We start from the raw sequence: 17649 nt of genomic DNA, 5'->3' as shown, positions 1-17649 counted from the left end.
CGCTTTAATGCGCAGACGTAGTACGCCGTTTTTGAACGGCTTGATCTGGGCCACCTTGCTGAGCGGCATGCCGGTGACGACCGTCATGGCTGCCAACGGTAATTGTGCAGCGCTGGGCCCCTTGCCAGCGGTGCTGGAAGTGGGCGAAGGCCTGCAGCAGGAAGTGCAATCGCCCGTGGCAATCACCCGGATCGCAGTGGGTGACCCGAAAATCGCCGACGTGCGAGTCAATGGCAACCAGGCGTTCCTGCTCACCGGCATGGGCGCCGGAGCCACCAGCCTGATGGTCTGGACCGCCTGTGCCAGCGCGCCACGCCAAAGCATGGTGTTCGTCCAGGGTCGGGCGACGGCGGCCATGACCAGCGCCAGACAGTCGCCCTCCGATGACCTGCTGCTGCCATCGCAAGTGCAGACCGACATCCGCTTCGTCGAAGTCAGTCGTACCAAGCTGAAGGAAGCCAGCACTTCGATCTACGGCAAAAGTTCGAATTTCCTGTTCGGCTCTCCCGGTACCGTCCCCAATACTGCAGTGACACCGCGGGTGTTCCCGTTGCGCAACCTTGACCCGCGGATTGCCGTGCCGAGCATTCCGCTGGCCAACGACATGTTCAACATCGTCGCCGGCGGCGGCAACTTCCTGGCCATCATCAATGCCATGGAAAGCAGTGGTTTTGCCTACACCCTGGCGCGACCGAGCCTGGTGGCGATCAGCGGACAAAGTGCAAGTTTCCTGGCGGGCGGTGAAATCCCTATCCCGATTCCCAGCGCCAACAGCAACAGCTACTCCATCGAATACAAGGAATTCGGCATCCGCCTGACGCTCACGCCAACGGTGGTCAGTAACGACCAGATCGCCCTCAAGGTCGCTCCGGAAGTCAGCGAACTGGATTACAACAACGCCGTGACCATCGGCGGCACCACAGTGCCGGCGTTCACCATTCGCCGTACCGACACCAGCATCTCCCTGGCCGATGGCGAAAGCTTCGTCATCAGTGGCCTGATCAGTACACAAAACACCTCGCAGGTGGACAAGTTTCCGGGCCTGGGCGATATCCCGATCCTCGGCGCGTTCTTTCGCAGTTCCTCGATCAATCGCGAAGAACGCGAACTGCTGATGATCGTCACGCCGCACCTGGTGCAGCCGTTGGCGGCGAATGCGCAACTGCCGTCGCTGCCGGGGGAAAAACTGCGCAATTACGACCCCAACTGGTACCGCCTGTACTTCCTCGAAAACGGCGACTTCGATAAACGCAGCGGGCTATCGCAATGAGCCAGAACCTGAGCCAGACCTTCCTCGCGATCACGCGTAACAGCACCGACCTTGAATGGCTGCAAGGCGCGCTCGCGCCCTTGGGCCAAGTGGTCAGCGCCGGTGGCGGCAGCCTCGACGAACTGCTGGCACTGGTGGACGTGACACTGGCCAGCCTGGTGTTCGTGGGCCTGGACCGTGAACATGTGGTGGCCCAGTGCGCACTGATTGAAGGCGCCCTGGAAGCCAAGCCAAGGTTGGCTATCGTCGCGCTGGGCGACGGCATGGACAACCAGCTCGTACTCAACGCCATGCGCGCCGGGGCCCGGGACTTCGTGGCCTACGGCTCGCGCTCCAGTGAAGTCGCCGGGCTGGTACGGCGCCAGAGTAAACGCCTGCCACCGGTGGTGCCCAATACTCACCTGGGCGGCCTCACCGTCCTGTACGGCGTGCAGAGCAATGCCGACGGCGCACTGCTGGCCAACCACATGGCGCAGGTGGTGCAAAAAAGCGGTCAGCAAACGCTGCTGCTCGATCTCGGCCTGCCCCGGGGAGACAGCCTGGCCTTGCTGGGCCTGGAGAGCTCGTTTCATTTCGGCGATGCCCTGCGCAACTTGCGTCGTCTTGACGCCACCCTGATCGACAGCGCTTTCACCCGTTGCGAAGCCGGGCTGCGGATCCTCGCCTATGCCACCCAGGATGAGCCGCTGGAACACACCAGCGCCGCCGAGTTGTACATGTTGCTCAGCGCGCTGCGCCAGCACTTCCAGCACATCGTCGTGAACCTCACCGGCCAGCCCGACAGCGAAGCCTTGCGCACCTTCGTCAGCCATTGCGACAAGCTGCTGTGGTACACCGACCAGAACGTGCTCGACTGCCGCCGCAACCTGGCGGTACTGAATCTGTGGCGCGAAAAAGGCATGAAACTCGATCATGCCAAGCTGCTGGTGGATCGCTACCTGCGCAGCGTCGCGCCAGACTCCGAGGCCTTGAGCAAAAGCTTCGGCATGGAAATCATCGCCACCCTCGCCTACAGCCCCGAGGTCCGTTTGAACGCCAAGAACCAGGGCATCACCCTGTTCGAACTGGCCCCCCGGGAAGTGCTCACCCAAAGCCTGCGCAACCTCGGCGAACGCTTGGCCAAACGCTCCGAAAGCCTGGCCAAGCCCAAGTCCTGGTTCAGCCGTTTGAGAGGTACGCCATGAGCAGCGAAAAACTGTTCGGCGCAACGCACCGCGGGGTGGCCGGCAATACCGACCACGACGGCCTTAAACTGGTGCTGCACCGCTACATCATCGATGCCATCGAGGAGTCCGGGAAAAACCTGCTGGAGGGCTCGCGCCAGGTGCTGGCGCAGTTCGTCATCGACAAAGTGGCCGAATACATCGCGCGCTTGCACCTGGCGATTTCGCGCTACGAGATGGAGCGCCTGGCCGAAGAAATCGTCGACGAACTCACAGGCTTCGGCCCGCTGGAAGTGTTGCTGCGCGATTCGGCCGTCACCGAAATCCTGGTCAACGGCCCGCACCGCGTGTTCATCGAGCGCGATGGCGTCCTGCATCAAAGCGACTTGCGTTTTATCGATGCGCACCATGTCGAGCGCGTCATCCAGCGCATCCTCGCGCCCCTGGGCCGGCGGCTCGACGAGTCTTCGCCGATGGTCGACGCGCGCCTGCCCGACGGCAGCCGGGTCAATGCGATCATTCCACCGATTGCGCTCGACGGCCCATGCCTGTCGATTCGAAAATTCCGCCAGGACATGCTCAACAGCACCGACCTGGTAGCCATGCAAAGCATCGACCAGGCGATCTATGAATTCCTGCAAGAGGCCGTGGGCAAGCGCTGCAACATCCTGATCAGCGGCGGCACCGGCACCGGCAAGACCACGCTGCTGAACATTCTCAGTCAGTTGATCGACCCCCACCAACGGTTGGTGACCATTGAAGACGTCGCTGAACTGCAACTGGGCCACCCTCACGTGGTGCGCCTGGAAACCCGGCCGCCGAATGCCGAAGGCCATGGCGAAGTGAAAGCCAGCGACCTGATTCGCAACGCCCTGCGGATGCGCCCGGACCGGATCATCCTTGGCGAAATCCGCGGTGTCGAAGTGGTCGACGTACTGACCGCGATGAACACCGGCCACGACGGCTCCATGAGCACCGTGCACGCCAACAACGCGCAAGATGCGTTGTTGCGCCTGGAAACCCTGGTCGGCCTGACCGGTCGCAGCATTGCCGAACGGACCTTGCGCCAGATGATCTGTGCGGCGCTGGACGTGGTGATCCAGTTGACGCGCATGCCCGATGGCCGTCGATGCGTCAGCGAAGTGGTCGAGGTAATTGGCATTCGTGAAGACGTGTACGTCACCAATACCCTGTTCCGCCTCGACCGCCGCAGCGGTTTCGGCTTCATGCGCGAGGCAGTCAACCCCGCGGGTGACAAACTGCGCCGCGAATCGGCGCTCTCTTCCTCGGTGTATTGAAGGCCACGGCATGCTCAAACCGCTGCTGCTTATCTTTGTCTGCCTGGCGTTGCTGGGGCTGTCGGCCCGTTTGTTCACTCGCGGGCTACGCGAACCCGGCACCCGTCGCGTGCTGGAACGCCTGAGCCAGGGGCAACCGGAGCGGGTGGTGCGCAAAACATCCTGGACGGGACTGGATCGCGCCTTTTTGCGCGCGGGCCTTGGGCGGCCCACCGAACGCCTGGGTGTGTGGCTGACGCTGTGGGGCTTGGGTGTTCTGCTCGGGTTTATCGGCGGCGGCTGGCCGGGGTTGCTCGCCTTGTTGCTGTTGCCTCCCCTGCTCCTGCGCCTGTATGTCGACTGGCGTTACGAGCGTCGGCTCAAGCGCATGATCGAACTATTGCCCGCATTGCTCGATCACAGCGTGCGCAGCCTGAAGTCAGGGCGCACCCTGGCCGACGCGGTACTGGGCGCCATCGACGCCGCCGAAGAACCGCTGAAAGATGCCTTGGGCCGCGTGAAGCGCCAGGTACACATGGGCATCAGTCTGCCGGACGCCACCTCGGACTTCGCAGAACTCTACGACAAAGACGAACTTCGCCTGTTTGCCCTCGGCTTGAAGGTCAACCACCGCTACGGCGGCAACGCCAGTGAACTGCTGGAAAACCTGATCAAGATCATTCGCGAACGGGAACAGGCTGCTCGCCAACTGAGCGCCATGACCGGTGAAACCCGAGTCACGGCGGTGGTCCTGGCGCTACTGCCGGTCGCGGTGGCCGGCTACTTCCTGGTGTCCAATCCCAAGTATCTGATGACCATGTGGGACGACAGCTCAGGGCAATCGATGCTCTTGGGAGCGCTCGCCCTGCAGGTGTTCGGCTGCCTGGCGCTGTGGCGGATGTTGCGCAGCCTATGAACGCGTCCATGCTGCTGAGCTCGCTATTGTTCCTGCTGGCATCGGGATTGTTCATCTGCGTCATGGTGCAACTGCGTCATCGTGCTCGCCAGGTGGTGCAGCGCCTGGACGGCAAGACGCCGGGCGAAAGCCGCTTGAGCCAATGGCTGCAGGCGCTGGGCACCAGCCGGGTCGGCCAGAAGTCGGTCAAGCTCGACAACGAAACCCAGACGCTGCTCAATTGCCTGGGCTGGCGTACTGCACGGCAACGGGCGCTATTTGCCGCGTTGCAGGTTGGCGTGCCGGTACTGGCGCTGGCGTTGAGTGCATTGGTGCAGGGGCTGTTCTTCCCCCAGGTCATTCACCCGTGGCTGGTCCCGGCGTTCGCCCTGGGTATCGGTTATCTGCTGCCCAAGCGTCTGCTGGCCGCCGCTGCGCACCATCGGCAGAAAAAACTGGCGATGGAAATCTCCACCTTCATTCCGCTGCTGCGCATCCTGTTCGAATCGGGCATGGCCGTGGAGCAATCGTTGCGAGTCTTGAGCAATGAAGGCCAGCAACTGATGCCCACATTGACCCAGGAGTTGCGCCTGGTGCTGGCCCGTGTCGATTCGGGCCTTGAGTTGGGCGATGAACTGCACAAGGTTACCCGCTTGCTGGCGGTCGACGAATTCACTGACACCTGCGTGATCCTGCAACAGCTGGTCCACCAGGGCGGCGGTGCGATGAAGTCGCTGCTGGCGCTCAAGCTGTTGCTCGATGACAAGCGCCTGGCGCGCCTTCAGGAATACATCTCCAAGATGTCCGCAAAAATGTCCGTCGTGATGATGCTGTTCCTCTTCCCGGCGTTGTTGATCGTACTGGCGGGCCCGGGCTTTACCGCCCTCGCCCGGGCTTTTGCTTCTTAGGGGAATCGTGATGAAAGCAATGATTGCGGGTTTCTGTCTGCTGATGCTGGGGGGTTGCGCGAGCAACGGACAGACACCCTGGAGTGCACTGGCCCCCGTCAGTTGCGGAAAATTGAACGCCGAACAACAGCTGTCGCTGAACCTGGCCGATGACATGGCCAACGACGGCAAGTTGCACGCCAGCCTCGCCAACCTGCAGAGCCTGCCGGACAATGTTGCCGACGTGCGCCTGCGCAAGGCCAAGGTGTATCGACTGCTGGACCGCAGTGAAGCCGAGCCGCTGTACCGTAGCCTGCTCGGCGGCTGCCTGGCCGCCGAAGCCGAACACGGCCTGGGCCAACTCGCCGCCGCCCGGGGCGACCATGGCCTGGCCCAGGCGCACTTGCAACGGGCCGCCCGACTGGCGCCCACCGACGAAAAAATCCGTAACGACCTGGGCGTGGTCTACCTCAATCAACTGCGCATCGAAGACGCCAAATTCGAATTCCTCACCGCCATCGAGCTCAAGCAAAGCGACCAACTGGCCGCCGTGAACCTGGTGACCCTGTTGATCTATCAGGACGACTGGAACCGCGCCGCCGAACTGGTCAGCCGCCTTGGCCTGAATCCGGCACAAGTCACCCAGGCCCAGGCCCGCGCCGAGAAACTCAAGTCACCCGGCAAGTCCGGGCCGACCGTCGCCGCTGTTCAGTAGGGAGCACCCTGATGAAACCGACCACCTTGTACTGCCTCGGCTTGCTGGCCTTGCCACTTGCCGCTCACGCCATCGACGCCGGCCCCGCCTCGCCACAACAACAGGAAACCGAAGGCTGGCTGCAACTGCAAAGCAGCAACACCGCCGCCTCCACCAAGCCGCAAACTGCCAGCGCAGCCGAGCGCGAACTGGCAATGCAGCGCTGGCTGAAAAGCTTTCAACATGAGATTCCGCAGTTCTTTGATCAGGATGCGGGAGGGAAGGTGAGTAGCGGTGCGCAGGAATAGCAATTGCGCCTGAACCCATCGCCCCCCTCCCCCGTAGGAGCGAGCATGCTCGCGATGGTCGTTAACGATGACGCGGGAAACCAGATGCCCCGCGGCGCTCTCGAGTTTTTCGCGAGCATGCTCGCTCCTACAGAGGGGGGGTAGCGTTATTGCTGCGGGTCGAGGTTATCCAGCGCCCGATTCACCGCCAGCTCCCCGAGCATGATCACCTGGGCAATCCCCAGCAGCGTGTTGCGCTGCGAGCCCTCCAGGAACGCCGCGAAGTCATTGGCCATGACACTCGCCGATGCAAGGGATTCACAGGCGTGGGCCAGCAGGGTTTCGGTGTCGATATCGGGCGAGATGACGAACATCGTGCTGGGCTTGCGCACGGTGGGTGTCTTGAGCGGATTGAGGTAGTGATCGAGGGCGCGGTCGGCTGCTTCGTGGAGGGTTTTTGAGGTGGGGGATTGGTAGGGTGAAACGTCGTCGGGTGCGGGGGGATTTGGGGTGGGTTTGATCATGGTGAAGCTCCATTCGAAGATCTGGAGTTCGCCGTCACTGCGACCAAGCAAGTAGGTGGCGAACCGTACGCAGGTTGGTCGACCAGGGAATGGAAACCCGGCAGGGCCTAGGCCCTCCCACGCACAGCTCGCCATTAAAGCAAGCACGAAAATGCCGCTTACGCGGCACTGTGCGCCATTCTAAACCCGGGCGACCAAACCCGATCACTGATTTTTTCAGCGACGGACAAAGGCTAGAGATCGCGCTTCCGACGGACAACCTGAAAAGCGTGTCGGATGTTTCCCAGGGACTCGAGGGATCCTGCACAAGATTGGTTGGCTGTCAGGCCGTCTTCGCGGGCAAGCCCGCTCCCACAGGGGATCCAGTACATCTTTCAGATGCAGGTCGGCTGTCAGACAGCCATCGCGAGCAGGCTCGCTCCTACAGGGGGATCCAGTACATCTGTTAGATGCAGGTCGGCTGTCAGGCCGCCTTCGCGAGCAGGCTCGCTCCCACAGTGAATCGGCGTACACCCTCCGCTCTTCACCACTCATCAGGCCGAGCGTTAGCTCGCCTTTAGCTCTTGATCTTGATCTGCCGGCCCCGTCGGGAGGCTGAGTGGAGGTGTTCATCCGAGGAGTGGCGCGCAGCGCCGTTCGACGCAGTCGAACACGCTGCATGTAGGTGCCAGCGAAGCCAACCGGAGGGCAGTGTCCCCGGATGGATACCGGAGCGAAGGAACGCCGAGCCTTAGCGAGGGGCCGGACGCTGGGGCAAGACTTTTTGGTTCCTTTTGTGGCGTTTGACAAAAGGGACTCGCCGTAAGGGCGAAACCATAAGTGGCCGTTACCGCAGGAATGGATATGTACACCCATAAAACCCTACAGCGCAGATCAGCTCGTCGACGCCCGATGCCGCAGCCCCGAATGATTCGGCGTCATCGCCAACGCCAATTGCGTGCGGTTATGCATATGCGTCAACCGCAGCACCTGCGACACGTACAACTTCACCGTGTTCTCGGTAATGCCCAACTCGCAGGCAATCTGATAATTGGTTTTCCCCTTGCCCACCAGCCGCGCCACCTCCAGTTGGCGTGGCGATAGCTGATTGAAGATGGCCGGGATCTCGGTCCGCTCGGTATCGCTGGCATCCCCTCCCGACGCATTCGGTGTACGCCGGACCCGGTCCAGGTCCTGATACAGATCATCAAGGGATTCGGACAGGTATTGCAGCTTCTGATTCAGATGCCCCAACTGCAGCGTCTTGTGCCGCTCCTGCAGTGCCACTTCCTGGCGCTGTACGCCTTCGAGCAATTCACCCAGGTCAATCGGCTTCTGGTAGTAATCGGCAACGCCGGCGCGCAGTGCCTTGATCACATCCTGCTTGTCCGCCTGCCCGGTGAGCATGATGGCTTCGAAGGCCCGGTGTTTGCCACTCAGGCGTTGCAGCTCCTGGACCATTTGAATGCCGTCCAGGCCAGGCATGTGCAAATCGCAGAGGACCAGGCCAATGTCCATGTCTTGTTGGAAACGTTCGATCGCCTGATGGCCGGATTCGCAGGGAACGCAGCGGTAGCCGTTGCTCTCGAGAAATTCGCAAAGTTCTGTGACGATCAAGGACTGATCGTCGACCACAAGGACTTTTATTGCCGAAGTACGCTTGTTCACGTGCAACTCCCTGCAAGGCCAAGGACTGACCGTCCTATTACTGAAACCCCTGTATGAAAGTAGTCGCTCTTTCGCCGCTGTACAAAACTGATCACATGCCGAGCCAGGCCAATGTCAGCACCAGCCCCACCAACAAGAAAGGGGCAAAGGGCTGTTTCGTTGACAGACCGGGCTCCAGATAACACAGGCGACTTCTAAGCCCTTGACTGATATGAAGCCAGACTCTTGGCGCCAGCAGCATCCAACACACACTGGCCAGGCCGGCACCGATAAACACGCCCAGCAGGTGCCGACCATCGGTCGCCAACCCCAGGGCGGTCATGAGTTTGACGTCCCCGCCGCCAAGGCGACGCATCGCATAGCCGGGCAAGGTAAAAGCCATGGCCAGCAACGCAGCCCAGCCGCCCTGCGCGGCTGGTGCGCCGATCCAGGTGGTTCCGCTCCACAGCAGGTACGCCAGCGCCAGTGCCCCCACGCCCAAGGTCAGGCGATTGGCGATGTGCCGTTGCCGGGCATCCTGCGCTGCGCATAGCGTCAGCCAGATCAGTAGGACAAAGCTCTGCATCCGGTAAAAAACGTCCGTTATGGCGGAATGATTCTATGCTGACATTACCTCGTGATGTCAGGGTAGTCGCACTCATGAAAAGCAACCTCCCACGTAAGCAAAAAGGTGCCGTAGCGATTGAATTTGCCTTGGTGTTCGTGATCTTTTTTGCCGTGCTCTACGCGATTGTCACGTATAGCCTGCCGCTGTTGCTGATGCAGTCGTTCAACCAGTCGACCGCCGAAGCCGTGCGCCGTAGCGTGGCCCTGGACCCGAACATGCCCGGCTATGAGGCTGCGCTGAAAAACGTCGTCAAGCTGGAACTGACCCGGCAGTTGGCCTGGATTCCCGCTGGGCTGAATTTCGATGTCACCACCGACACGACCACGACTTATACGGGCGGCGTGTTGAAGGTGGCCATCCACTATCCCTCGCAAAAGTTGAACGCGGTGATTCCGTTTCTGAACCTGCCGGGGATTGGCCCCGTACCGAATTTGCCGGCGACGCTCACCGCCAGTTCGAGCCTGCAATTTTGAGTGCCGGGGATAAACTCTTCGGGCGCCTGCTCAATCGCCACCCGCCGGCACACCAGGAAATCGTGGAGCCCCCGAGCGTACTCAGTGTCGGCCTGCAGATACAGCTCGACGCCCAGGGTCGGGTGTTGCACCTGAGTGGCCCACTGCGGCATCTGCTGGCCCAGCAGGCCCCGGCGGCACAGCTTGTACATCTGCTGGATTTTCTCTTGCCCCATTGCAGCCTCGCCATCGAGGGTCCCCCCGCCGATTGGCGGGGTCAGCTTCTGGACCTGGATTTCTACAGCCTCAGCGGCTCGCCCCTGCACCTGCGTGGCTGGGTCCAGCCAATGGCCGACACCTGGTTGCTGCAGTTGCTGGACATCGGCGACTTGTTGCTTGAACGCCGACAAGCGCGCCTGCGCGAGCAGTGCCAGTTGCTCGCGGCGCAAATCGGTGAACAGTTGCGCCTGTGCAGCCTGACGCGCTTGCCCGACGTGCTGGTGGACCAACTGCAATCGCTGGCCCAACGCTTTCACATCCCCTGCATCGCCCTGGCGTTGCTCGATGAGCAGGAGGGCTGGCAGATTCACCAGCACTATGCCGGCTTTGACACGCCCAGCCTGTGGCACAACGGTCAGCGCCTGGGCACCGGTCTCGACAGTCTGGACGGCTCCACGCCATATCACCTGAACCTGGCCGAGCACCCGCGCCTGCAAGGCACCTTTGGCAACACCGAGGGTTTCGCCGTGCCTTATCACGACGCTCAAGGCGTGGTCGCCTGGTTGCTCTGTGGCTGTTACACGGCCCATCAACAGGCCCCGGACGTCAGCGAGCGCGACTGGCTGCAGTTTGCCGCCGGCCTCGCCGGCCCCTTGCTTGCGCGCTTGCGCGAACACCGCCATCACCTGGAGCTGGAGCGCCTGGAGTCGTTGCAGGCGCTGCTGGGCACCGGCTGGTGGGAAATGTTCAACGACAACGAGGTGCAATTGGCCCCCTCCCTGGCCCGCGCCCTGCACCTTGACCAGGAACGTCTGCCGCTGCAGGACTGGCTCGCCCAAGTGCACCCCGCCGATCGCGAAGAATTGCACAGCCGCCTGCAGGACTTGCAACTCGAGGACATACCCCTGCTGTTGTGCGTGCGCCTGCACCGTGCCGACGGCGACACGCCACCGGCCTGGTATCGCTTGCAAGGCCAGGCCATCGGCGTGGGCCGCCAGCGGCGTCTAGTCGGATTCATGCTCGACATCAGCGACATCAAGAACCAGGAACAACTTGCCGCTGCAGCGCATGCCCGACTGGACAATCTGATCGCCAGTTCACCTGCGGTGATTTACGTGCAGCGCTATGTCGAAGGCGCGCTGCAACCGACCTTTTTCAGCGACAGCCTGCAACCGTTGCTGGGCTGGACGCTCGCTGATTGTGCCGGAGCGGCGTTGGTCGATCGCGTTCACCCCGAGGATCGCGAGCGTTATTTCGAACGCACCCGCCTGCTGTTGCGCGAAGGTTCGGTACGTGCACGTTATCGGCTGCGCGACAGTCGCGGCGATTACCACTGGCTGCTCGACGAAGCCAGGTTGCTGCGTGATGACCTGGGTTTGCCGGTGGAAGCCGTCGGCCTGTGGCTGGACGTCACCGAAGCGACGCGGGCCGCCGAACACGTCAAGCAGAGCGAGGAGCGTTACCGGATGCTGGTGGAGGACTCGCCGGCCATGATCTGCCGTTACCGTCCGGACCTGACCCTGACCTTCGGCAACCGGCCGCTGGCGACCTACCTGGAATGTTCGCCCGAGGGTTTGCCGGGGGTTAACCTGGGCAGCTGGATGTCGGCGCAGCAGCGCGAGTCCTTCCTCCAGCGCCTGAGCCAATTGAGCCCGGAGTTCCCGGTGAGCACGGCGGAAATCAATCTGCAGTTACCCGGCCGGGAACACGCCTGGTGGGTCTGGTCGGATCGCGGAGTGTTCGACGAGCAAGGCCGCTTGGTGGAAGTGCAGGCCGTGGGTCGCGACAACACCGAAGTCCGGCGCGCCCAGCAACAGCTGACCCAAAGCGCGAAAATGGCCACATTGGGCGAGATGGCCACCGGCCTGGCCCATGAAATCAACCAGCCGTTGAACGTGATGCGCATGGCGATCATCAATGTGCTCAAGCGCCTGGGCAATGGCGATCTACAGATCGATTACCTGACCGACAAGCTCAACCGCATCGATGCTCAGGTCCAGCGTGCCGCGCGGGTGGTGGACCACATGCGCGTGTTCGGCCGCCGCTCGGACATCGAACAGCAACCGTTCAACCCGGCCCAGGCTATCGACGGCACCTTGTCGCTATTGGCCGAGGGGATGCGCGGCAAAGGGGTGGAACTGCGGGTCAGCGAGTGCGCTTTTGCGGTTCAGGTACGCGGGTATATCGATCAGCTGGAACAAGTGCTGATCAACTTGATGGTCAACGCCCGGGATGCACTGCTCGGCAAGCGTGAGGCCGACGGTCAATTCAAGCCGTGGATAGCGGTGTATACCGAACGCGATGAGCACGCAGTGCGGCTGTGGGTTGAAGACAACGGCGGCGGCATCGATCCGCGCCTGCTGGAGCGGATTTTCGAGCCTTTCTTCACCACCAAGCCAGTGGGCGTCGGCACTGGGCTGGGGTTGTCGGTGAGCTACGGCATCGTGCAGAACATGGGTGGCACACTCAGCGTCAGAAACTCGGCGGAGGGCGCACGGTTTTGCATCGAGCTGCCGATCGTGCCCGACGATCAGATCACCAGCGATGCGCGCCCGGCGTGACAGCTGAGGTTGGCGCCGACTTCGACCTTGTTCAAGTCGATGCCCAGGCTCGCCAGCAGCGTGTTGATCAGGGTATCCAGCAACGGGCTGAGCACGGTGTTGATCGCATTGACCAGCGCGGTGGTGACGTCGTTCAAGAGGCTGCCCAAGCCACCGATGATGCTGCCCGACAGCCCGTACATGTTCACGCCGAGGTCGCTGACGGTGGTGCTCAGGCTGTTGACGATGTTGTTGGTGGTGTAGGCGAAGAAAAACGGTGGCTGGTTGATTTCCGGAAGGTTGGCGGCGGCAGGTGCGGCATACACGTGAGGCATGTTCGCGCTTTGCGCCACTGGGGTATTGACCTGGAGGCCGATGCCGCCAGTCTGCCGATGGTTGTAGCAGATCGCCGGTAAAAACAGCAGTCGGTTGCAGGTTTGCACGCCGACATAAATGACTTGCAGCGGGTTGACGATATTGGTCGGCGGGACCGTGGCGGATCCAAAAACATCCTCCGGGTTGATCTGTCCGATTTTCAGCCCGATCAGCTTGGTCGTGGTGCTGGTGGTGAGGCTTTTATTTGTCGTGCTCATGCAACTGTAGGCTGTGACATAACTCCAGGCACCGCCTGCTTCCAGGGCGACATCGAGACGTATCGGCGATGGCAGGAGCTTGACTTCCGTGGTGTCACACGGCGCACCCAAGCCGCAGGTCAGCAAATTTTTCAGTTGCAGGCCCAGCAGGTCTTTCAGAAAGTTGGTCAACGACGTGGCAAGGTCCAGTACCGCATTGGCCAGGGGTGTGATGGCGTCCAGTACCGGCAAGTCAATGGACAATAACGTCTTGACCTGGGCGGTTCGAACATAAATGCGGTCAGGCCCCAAAGGTGCCTGGGACGCCTTTTTCGGATTGCCCACGGCCGACAATTGCGGCGGCTGCATCACCTGCACCTGCGCGGTGATCTGCGCCAGGCCTGCGAGGTTGATCGGCAGGGTCGCCACCAGGCCGTTTTGTTTGTTGGCCAACTGCACGACGCCTTCAATCAGGTCGTAAGCCTTGAGGTTCACTGCCAGGGCCGAGATGTCACTGCCACTTTCGACGTGCAGTAAGTCGCCCAGCACCACACGGGTCGCGCCGGCAGCCAGTTTCAGCGCCTTCAGGCTGACGATCGTGGCACTCGCCGCCAGAGTGCCATTGGGGTCCAGAACATTGATGGCGGCCTGGATCAGTTGGCTGACGGTGATGCTGTTGGACAGCACCTGGTCGTAGCCTACGGCGGTCAGGCCGAGGTCGACTTTCAAGCGATTGAGGTAGCTGAGCAGGCTGATGTTGCTGTTGACCAAGCCATTCCAGCCTGCGGCATTGATCGTCACGTTGCCTCCCAGCAGGCCACCGAACAGCAAACTGGTAATGGCTGCCTTGCTGGTATCGAATGTCAGCACGGTGCTGCGGATGGTCAGCGCTGCCAGCGGCGGCGGGAGCGCGGCGACAGCCGTGGCCTTGAGGTTCAGGGTCGAGCCAGCAGGGGCACCGCCAAACAGAGCACCAATGCCGCCCGCAAAACTTTGCGGCACGACGTGGCTGGCGATGACCTGGATCGCTTCACTTTTGCCAGGGTCGACGGAAAATATCCGCAGGCTGTTGGCATCCAGGGTCAGCGCACCGCAGCTAACCGCCAGTGCACGCCCGTCGCTGGGCAGAGTGAAGCCGTTGCGCTGGGCACTGGCGGTGGCATAGCTGGTCGCGGTCGCACCCGTGGAACAATCCCCACCCCGCGTGGCGGCTTCAAGCGCGGCCATGTCGGCGATGCGCTGCAGGTTGCGCTTTTCCAGGTAGAGCCGGCCGCTGTCGATCACCAGCAACATGAACGCCAAGGCCAGCGCCAAGGTAACGGCCGCCATCAAGCCAATGGCTCCTGTTTGTCGGGCTGGGCCGCGAAACTGCATGCGGGGCGACATCGCGCACTCCTTTGCCGGCGCACGGCCGAACGTAACCTCCGTGGGTGTAAGGCAGTGTAGACAAGGGATGGCACGGCTGCTGGCAACTAGCCACCCTCCTGAACAACATCAACCCTGTAGGAGCGAGCATGCTCCTGCAAAGGACCCAGACGAGTAACCACCAGCCTGCCTGGAGCTGGCTCGCCAGCGCCCGCAGGGGGTGTTTATTGGGTATTTTTTATCGGTGGGGTGGGTAGTTCGCCAGAATCCGCGTGATCGTTTCGTGTATCGCATTACTGCGGTCTGTCGGATTCGGCGTGCGGCTGAGCATCTGTTCGTCACTGCCGCGCCAGACCAGCTTGCCGTCCTTACCGTCAAGCAGGTCGATCTGGATCGTCGCGACCTTGTAGGACACCAGGCGGGTTTCGTTGTACATCGGTGCGCCATAGTAGCCGTACCAAGGGTAACCCCAGCCGCCGCCGTAGTTGGTCGTTACCTGTTGCTGGCGATCCTCGACAATCAGGTAAGCCTGCACATTCACATCCCCCCTGGCGCCGGCGCCCGCCTGACGCAGGCCACGCTGTTCGAGCTGATCGGCCACCGACTCGCGCACTCGCTGTTCGGTCAGGTCGCTCTTGATCCTGGGGTCATCGGGGCGATATTGCAGCGCCGGTTCTTTCCAGCTCCAGCTGTGATACGCGGCAAAGTCGCGGCTGGCGTCGAAGTCATGATTGACCTGGTTGGCGGCGCAGGCACTGAGCAGCACGGCCACTGCCAGTAATGCGAGACGGCGGAACATGATGATTCTCCGGTAGAAGACATGAACCTGCGAAATGCTTCTGGACTACAGGAAGCTAACTAGGAGGATACGCCGACATTGCCTTTTCTACAGCCTCCCGTATGGCATCGACACGCTCGCCCTCGCTGCCCCGGTTGCTGGTTTCGGCGCTCGAACTCCAGACCGGTTCACCGTTTTGCGCGTCGTACAGGTCAACGTGAACCACCACGACCTGCTCCTCATAAGTGCGCACCATCGGCACGCTGCCGTACATGCCGTAACCGGGGCCATAACCATAGCGGTTATAGCCGCCGTAACCGCCGTAGTAGCCGTAATCGTCCTGGACCTGACGCAAGCGGGTTTCCAAACGCAGGTCTGCGCTGACGAACAGGTCCGCCGGCCGGTTGTCACGCAGGGGCCGCAGGCCGCGTTGATCCAGCGCACTGCTGACGGCATCGGCGACCTGCGCCGAGTCCGCCCACGCGGTGCCCGGCGGCATTTGCCCGTTGAGCCAGGCCCAGCTGCGATAACGCCCGTAGTCTCGCGGCGGCGCCGGGTAGGCGCTGCGATCAAAAGTACTGGCCGCCTGAGGTGGCGCTGGCGGCAAAGGCCTGGAACTCGCCACGTACGGATTGCTGCCCTGGCAGGCCGCCAGGCCCAGGCAGATCAACAGCAACCCTGCACGACTTTTCATTTCGAACTCCGATCAGACCGGCCGACAGATCCAGTGCAAGTAACGCCCCAGCCCGGCAAAGGCTGGATGGCGCCGATGGGCCAGCTCCATTTCGAGCAGGTCCGACAGCTCGGCGCGGGCCTGGAACTCCACCGGCATGTAATCGTGAAAAACCCGAACCCCACTCTGGCTTTCGACCTGCCACAGCCCCTCAAGTTGCGCTGCCAACTCTCGTGGGTCCAGGGGTTGTTGCGGAGTCAGGCTCTGCTTCTCGCCGGCCATGTCATTCTTGCGCATCTTGCGGAAATGGCCCTTGAGCAAGTTGCGATAAATCAGTGCGTCGCGGTTGTAGAAGGCCAGGGATAGCCAACCATCGGCCTTGGTCAACTGGTGCAGTACCGGCAGGATGGCGTGCGGTTCGGCCAGCCATTCAAGCACGGCATGACACAACACCAGGTCGTAGCGTTCGGTGAGCTGACCCGGCAGTTCCTGCCAGGGCGCCTGGATAAAGGTCGCATTTTGTTCCGCATCGGCAAAGCGCTGGCGGGCGCCCTCGAGCATGGGTTCGGCGGGCTCGGCCAGGGTCACCTGATGACCACGCTGGGCCAGCCACAACGACATGTGACCGAGGCCGGCGCCGATATCCAACACCCGCAGTGGCCGATCCGGCAGGGCTTCGGCCAGATCGGCCTGCAGCACCGCCAGGCGAATCGCACCTTTGGCACCGCCGTAGATTTTTTCGGCGAAACGCGTCGCCAGTTGATCGAAATGACGGTCGCTCATCAGCCGAACCTCCGCTCGCTGTCCGCCAGCTTGCTGCGCACGACGTCATTCATGTCCAGCCCCAGTTCGCTGCACAGCAACAACAGGTAGAGTACGATATCGCCGATTTCCTGCCCGGCATGGGCCAGCTTGTCAGCTGGCAGCTGCCGTGACTGGTCTTCGCTCAGCCACTGGAAAATCTCCACCAGCTCGGACATTTCGACACTCGCGGCCATGGCCAGGTTTTTCGGGCTGTGAAATTGCCGCCAGTCATTGCGATCACGGATGGCGTGCAGGCGTTCAGTCAGTTCAACAAGGTTCATCGGGCTCTCCTGAAGGCGTATAGCTTCGGGGGGATGACGGGGGAAGGCAAGTGCCTGGCAGCGTTGTCGGTCTTTGCACCATAATCATTCGATGGCGTGATTCGTGGCGCCTGTGAAAATTCGCGGCAAGTCGAATCGTCGCACCGCAGATCCTACAGACAGGACGTTCATTTCATGCAGGTAGAAGGTTTTTTCGAATGGCTTGGCCAGGTCCTCGGCTCAATCATCCGCTTCATCGTTGATGGCCTCAGCGGTCTGTTCCAACTGGTGAGTCGCGCGAGCAGCCATTTTGTCGAAGGCTTGTCCGAGGCACTGGGCATGGACACGTCCATCATCAGCATCATCACCCTGATCGTCGGGTTGGTGTTGTTATGGTCGGCCATTCGCGCGTTCATGAACGCCGCGTTTATCATGGGGATCATCTGGTTGATGCTGGGGTTGTGGTTGCTCAGCTGGATCATGCACTGACCCACCCCCCCCCTGTGGGAGATTCTATGGTTGAGGTGAAGCCCTCAACTTGTTTTCGGTTGGTATTCGCTCTGTCCCTTTAGCAGAGCGAATACGATCCGAGCGAGCTTGCGAGCCAACATCACCAGGGCTTGAGTGGTGCTGAAACCCCGATTTCTTTGTTCTTGGTAAAACCCTTTCCAGGCTTCGGTTCGACTCGCCGACATAGCCGCATTGTGCAGAAGGCGGCGGGCTTCTGGATCGCCT

At 61.6% G+C, this 17649-nt stretch carries 18 protein-coding genes and 1 pseudogene; 10 read left to right on the top strand and 9 right to left on the bottom strand.

Annotated features, from left to right (window positions below; all coding sequences use genetic code 11):
* Window positions 1-7: 7 nt before the first annotated feature.
* From CGA21_RS26865 to CGA21_RS26835, 7 genes are read left to right on the top strand one after another with little or no spacing between them, the layout of a single operon-like run.
* Window positions 8-1270, top strand: a complete 1263-nt coding sequence (locus tag CGA21_RS26865) for a type II and III secretion system protein family protein (protein WP_188265421.1) — start codon at window positions 8-10, stop codon at window positions 1268-1270.
* Window positions 1267-2454 (top strand): CpaE family protein, encoded by a 1188-nt coding sequence (locus CGA21_RS26860; protein ID WP_110753216.1) that lies wholly within the window; start codon window positions 1267-1269, stop codon window positions 2452-2454. Before CGA21_RS26865 ends, CGA21_RS26860 begins: the two co-directional genes overlap by 4 nt.
* Window positions 2451-3731: a CpaF family protein gene (locus tag CGA21_RS26855; protein WP_110753218.1), complete on the top strand. Its 1281-nt coding sequence runs from the start codon at window positions 2451-2453 to the stop codon at window positions 3729-3731. The genes CGA21_RS26860 and CGA21_RS26855 overlap by 4 nt, the downstream gene beginning before the upstream one ends.
* A gap of 10 nt (window positions 3732-3741) precedes the next feature.
* Complete coding sequence (locus tag CGA21_RS26850; protein WP_188265420.1) at window positions 3742-4626, top strand: type II secretion system F family protein; 885 nt, start codon at window positions 3742-3744, stop codon at window positions 4624-4626.
* A complete protein-coding gene (locus CGA21_RS26845; RefSeq protein WP_110753222.1) occupies window positions 4623-5513 on the top strand; it encodes a type II secretion system F family protein in 891 nt (296 codons plus the stop codon). The genes CGA21_RS26850 and CGA21_RS26845 overlap by 4 nt, the downstream gene beginning before the upstream one ends.
* Before the next feature lie 10 nt (window positions 5514-5523).
* Window positions 5524-6207 carry a tetratricopeptide repeat protein gene (locus CGA21_RS26840; RefSeq protein ID WP_188265419.1) on the top strand — a complete coding sequence of 228 codons (684 nt, stop codon included), beginning with the start codon at window positions 5524-5526 and terminating at the stop codon, window positions 6205-6207.
* Between the two features lie 11 nt (window positions 6208-6218).
* Entirely contained in the window at window positions 6219-6494 is a 276-nt protein-coding gene (locus tag CGA21_RS26835; RefSeq protein ID WP_188265418.1) for a DUF3613 domain-containing protein, read from the top strand.
* Window positions 6495-6640: 146 nt separating this feature from the next.
* Here the strand turns inward: CGA21_RS26835 and CGA21_RS26830 are convergent, their stop codons facing one another.
* From CGA21_RS26830 to CGA21_RS26820, 3 genes are all read right to left on the bottom strand, one after another.
* Window positions 6641-6997: a DUF6124 family protein gene (locus CGA21_RS26830; RefSeq protein WP_188265417.1), complete on the bottom strand. Its 357-nt coding sequence runs from the start codon at window positions 6995-6997 to the stop codon at window positions 6641-6643.
* A gap of 873 nt (window positions 6998-7870) precedes the next feature.
* The gene (locus CGA21_RS26825) at window positions 7871-8644 is read right to left on the bottom strand and encodes a response regulator transcription factor (protein ID WP_020797535.1); all 774 of its coding nucleotides are present in this window, start codon (window positions 8642-8644) and stop codon (window positions 7871-7873) included.
* Window positions 8645-8735: 91 nt separating this feature from the next.
* A complete protein-coding gene (locus CGA21_RS26820; protein ID WP_188265416.1) occupies window positions 8736-9209 on the bottom strand; it encodes a prepilin peptidase in 474 nt (157 codons plus the stop codon).
* Between the two features lie 74 nt (window positions 9210-9283).
* Here CGA21_RS26820 and CGA21_RS26815 point away from each other — a divergent pair, with 74 nt between their 5' ends.
* Window positions 9284-9724, top strand: coding sequence for a TadE/TadG family type IV pilus assembly protein (locus CGA21_RS26815; RefSeq protein ID WP_188265415.1), 441 nt, complete (start codon window positions 9284-9286; stop codon window positions 9722-9724).
* Window positions 9721-12483 carry an ATP-binding protein gene (locus CGA21_RS26810; RefSeq protein ID WP_188265414.1) on the top strand — a complete coding sequence of 921 codons (2763 nt, stop codon included), beginning with the start codon at window positions 9721-9723 and terminating at the stop codon, window positions 12481-12483. Before CGA21_RS26815 ends, CGA21_RS26810 begins: the two co-directional genes overlap by 4 nt.
* Here CGA21_RS26810 and CGA21_RS26805 read toward each other — a convergent pair.
* From CGA21_RS26805 to CGA21_RS26785, 5 genes are all read right to left on the bottom strand, one after another.
* Window positions 12453-14420, bottom strand: a complete 1968-nt coding sequence (locus tag CGA21_RS26805) for a pilus assembly protein TadG-related protein (RefSeq protein WP_188265413.1) — start codon at window positions 14418-14420, stop codon at window positions 12453-12455. The two genes, CGA21_RS26810 and CGA21_RS26805, sit on opposite strands and share 31 nt — an antisense overlap.
* Window positions 14421-14637: 217 nt before the next feature.
* A complete protein-coding gene (locus CGA21_RS26800; RefSeq protein WP_110753238.1) occupies window positions 14638-15198 on the bottom strand; it encodes a DUF4136 domain-containing protein in 561 nt (186 codons plus the stop codon).
* Window positions 15199-15253: 55 nt separating this feature from the next.
* Window positions 15254-15871 carry a DUF4136 domain-containing protein gene (locus CGA21_RS26795; RefSeq protein WP_188265412.1) on the bottom strand — a complete coding sequence of 206 codons (618 nt, stop codon included), beginning with the start codon at window positions 15869-15871 and terminating at the stop codon, window positions 15254-15256.
* Between the two features lie 12 nt (window positions 15872-15883).
* Window positions 15884-16633: a methyltransferase domain-containing protein gene (locus CGA21_RS26790; protein WP_020797543.1), complete on the bottom strand. Its 750-nt coding sequence runs from the start codon at window positions 16631-16633 to the stop codon at window positions 15884-15886.
* Window positions 16633-16935, bottom strand: coding sequence for a MazG-like family protein (locus tag CGA21_RS26785; protein WP_020797544.1), 303 nt, complete (start codon window positions 16933-16935; stop codon window positions 16633-16635). The genes CGA21_RS26790 and CGA21_RS26785 overlap by 1 nt, the downstream gene beginning before the upstream one ends.
* Before the next feature lie 174 nt (window positions 16936-17109).
* On the opposite strand from CGA21_RS26785, the gene CGA21_RS26780 reads away from it, so the two are divergent.
* Window positions 17110-17403: a hypothetical protein gene (locus CGA21_RS26780; RefSeq protein WP_020797545.1), complete on the top strand. Its 294-nt coding sequence runs from the start codon at window positions 17110-17112 to the stop codon at window positions 17401-17403.
* 44 nt (window positions 17404-17447) lie between these two features.
* On the opposite strand, the pseudogene CGA21_RS30045 reads toward CGA21_RS26780, so the two are convergent.
* Window positions 17448-17649 (bottom strand): annotated as a pseudogene (locus CGA21_RS30045) (IS110 family transposase); the annotation flags it as partial.

The sequence above is a fragment of the Pseudomonas sp. PSB11 genome, assembly GCF_014596605.1.
Lineage (GTDB): Bacteria > Pseudomonadota > Gammaproteobacteria > Pseudomonadales > Pseudomonadaceae > Aquipseudomonas > Aquipseudomonas umsongensis.
This window is presented reverse-complemented; position numbering and strand designations above follow the sequence as displayed.

Coding starts and splice junctions, on each gene's coding strand:
- CGA21_RS26785 (WP_020797544.1), bottom strand. CDS start 16,935: ATGAACCTTGTTGAACTGACTGAACGCCTGCACGCCATCCGTGATCGC.
- CGA21_RS26830 (WP_188265417.1), bottom strand. CDS start 6,997: ATGATCAAACCCACCCCAAATCCCCCCGCACCCGACGACGTTTCACCC.
- CGA21_RS26800 (WP_110753238.1), bottom strand. CDS start 15,198: ATGTTCCGCCGTCTCGCATTACTGGCAGTGGCCGTGCTGCTCAGTGCC.
- CGA21_RS26835 (WP_188265418.1), top strand. CDS start 6,219: ATGAAACCGACCACCTTGTACTGCCTCGGCTTGCTGGCCTTGCCACTT.
- CGA21_RS26795 (WP_188265412.1), bottom strand. CDS start 15,871: ATGAAAAGTCGTGCAGGGTTGCTGTTGATCTGCCTGGGCCTGGCGGCC.
- CGA21_RS26860 (WP_110753216.1), top strand. CDS start 1,267: ATGAGCCAGAACCTGAGCCAGACCTTCCTCGCGATCACGCGTAACAGC.
- CGA21_RS26865 (WP_188265421.1), top strand. CDS start 8: ATGCGCAGACGTAGTACGCCGTTTTTGAACGGCTTGATCTGGGCCACC.
- CGA21_RS26815 (WP_188265415.1), top strand. CDS start 9,284: ATGAAAAGCAACCTCCCACGTAAGCAAAAAGGTGCCGTAGCGATTGAA.
- CGA21_RS26790 (WP_020797543.1), bottom strand. CDS start 16,633: ATGAGCGACCGTCATTTCGATCAACTGGCGACGCGTTTCGCCGAAAAA.
- CGA21_RS26820 (WP_188265416.1), bottom strand. CDS start 9,209: ATGCAGAGCTTTGTCCTACTGATCTGGCTGACGCTATGCGCAGCGCAG.
- CGA21_RS26780 (WP_020797545.1), top strand. CDS start 17,110: ATGCAGGTAGAAGGTTTTTTCGAATGGCTTGGCCAGGTCCTCGGCTCA.
- CGA21_RS26840 (WP_188265419.1), top strand. CDS start 5,524: ATGAAAGCAATGATTGCGGGTTTCTGTCTGCTGATGCTGGGGGGTTGC.
- CGA21_RS26855 (WP_110753218.1), top strand. CDS start 2,451: ATGAGCAGCGAAAAACTGTTCGGCGCAACGCACCGCGGGGTGGCCGGC.
- CGA21_RS26805 (WP_188265413.1), bottom strand. CDS start 14,420: ATGTCGCCCCGCATGCAGTTTCGCGGCCCAGCCCGACAAACAGGAGCC.
- CGA21_RS26850 (WP_188265420.1), top strand. CDS start 3,742: ATGCTCAAACCGCTGCTGCTTATCTTTGTCTGCCTGGCGTTGCTGGGG.
- CGA21_RS26845 (WP_110753222.1), top strand. CDS start 4,623: ATGAACGCGTCCATGCTGCTGAGCTCGCTATTGTTCCTGCTGGCATCG.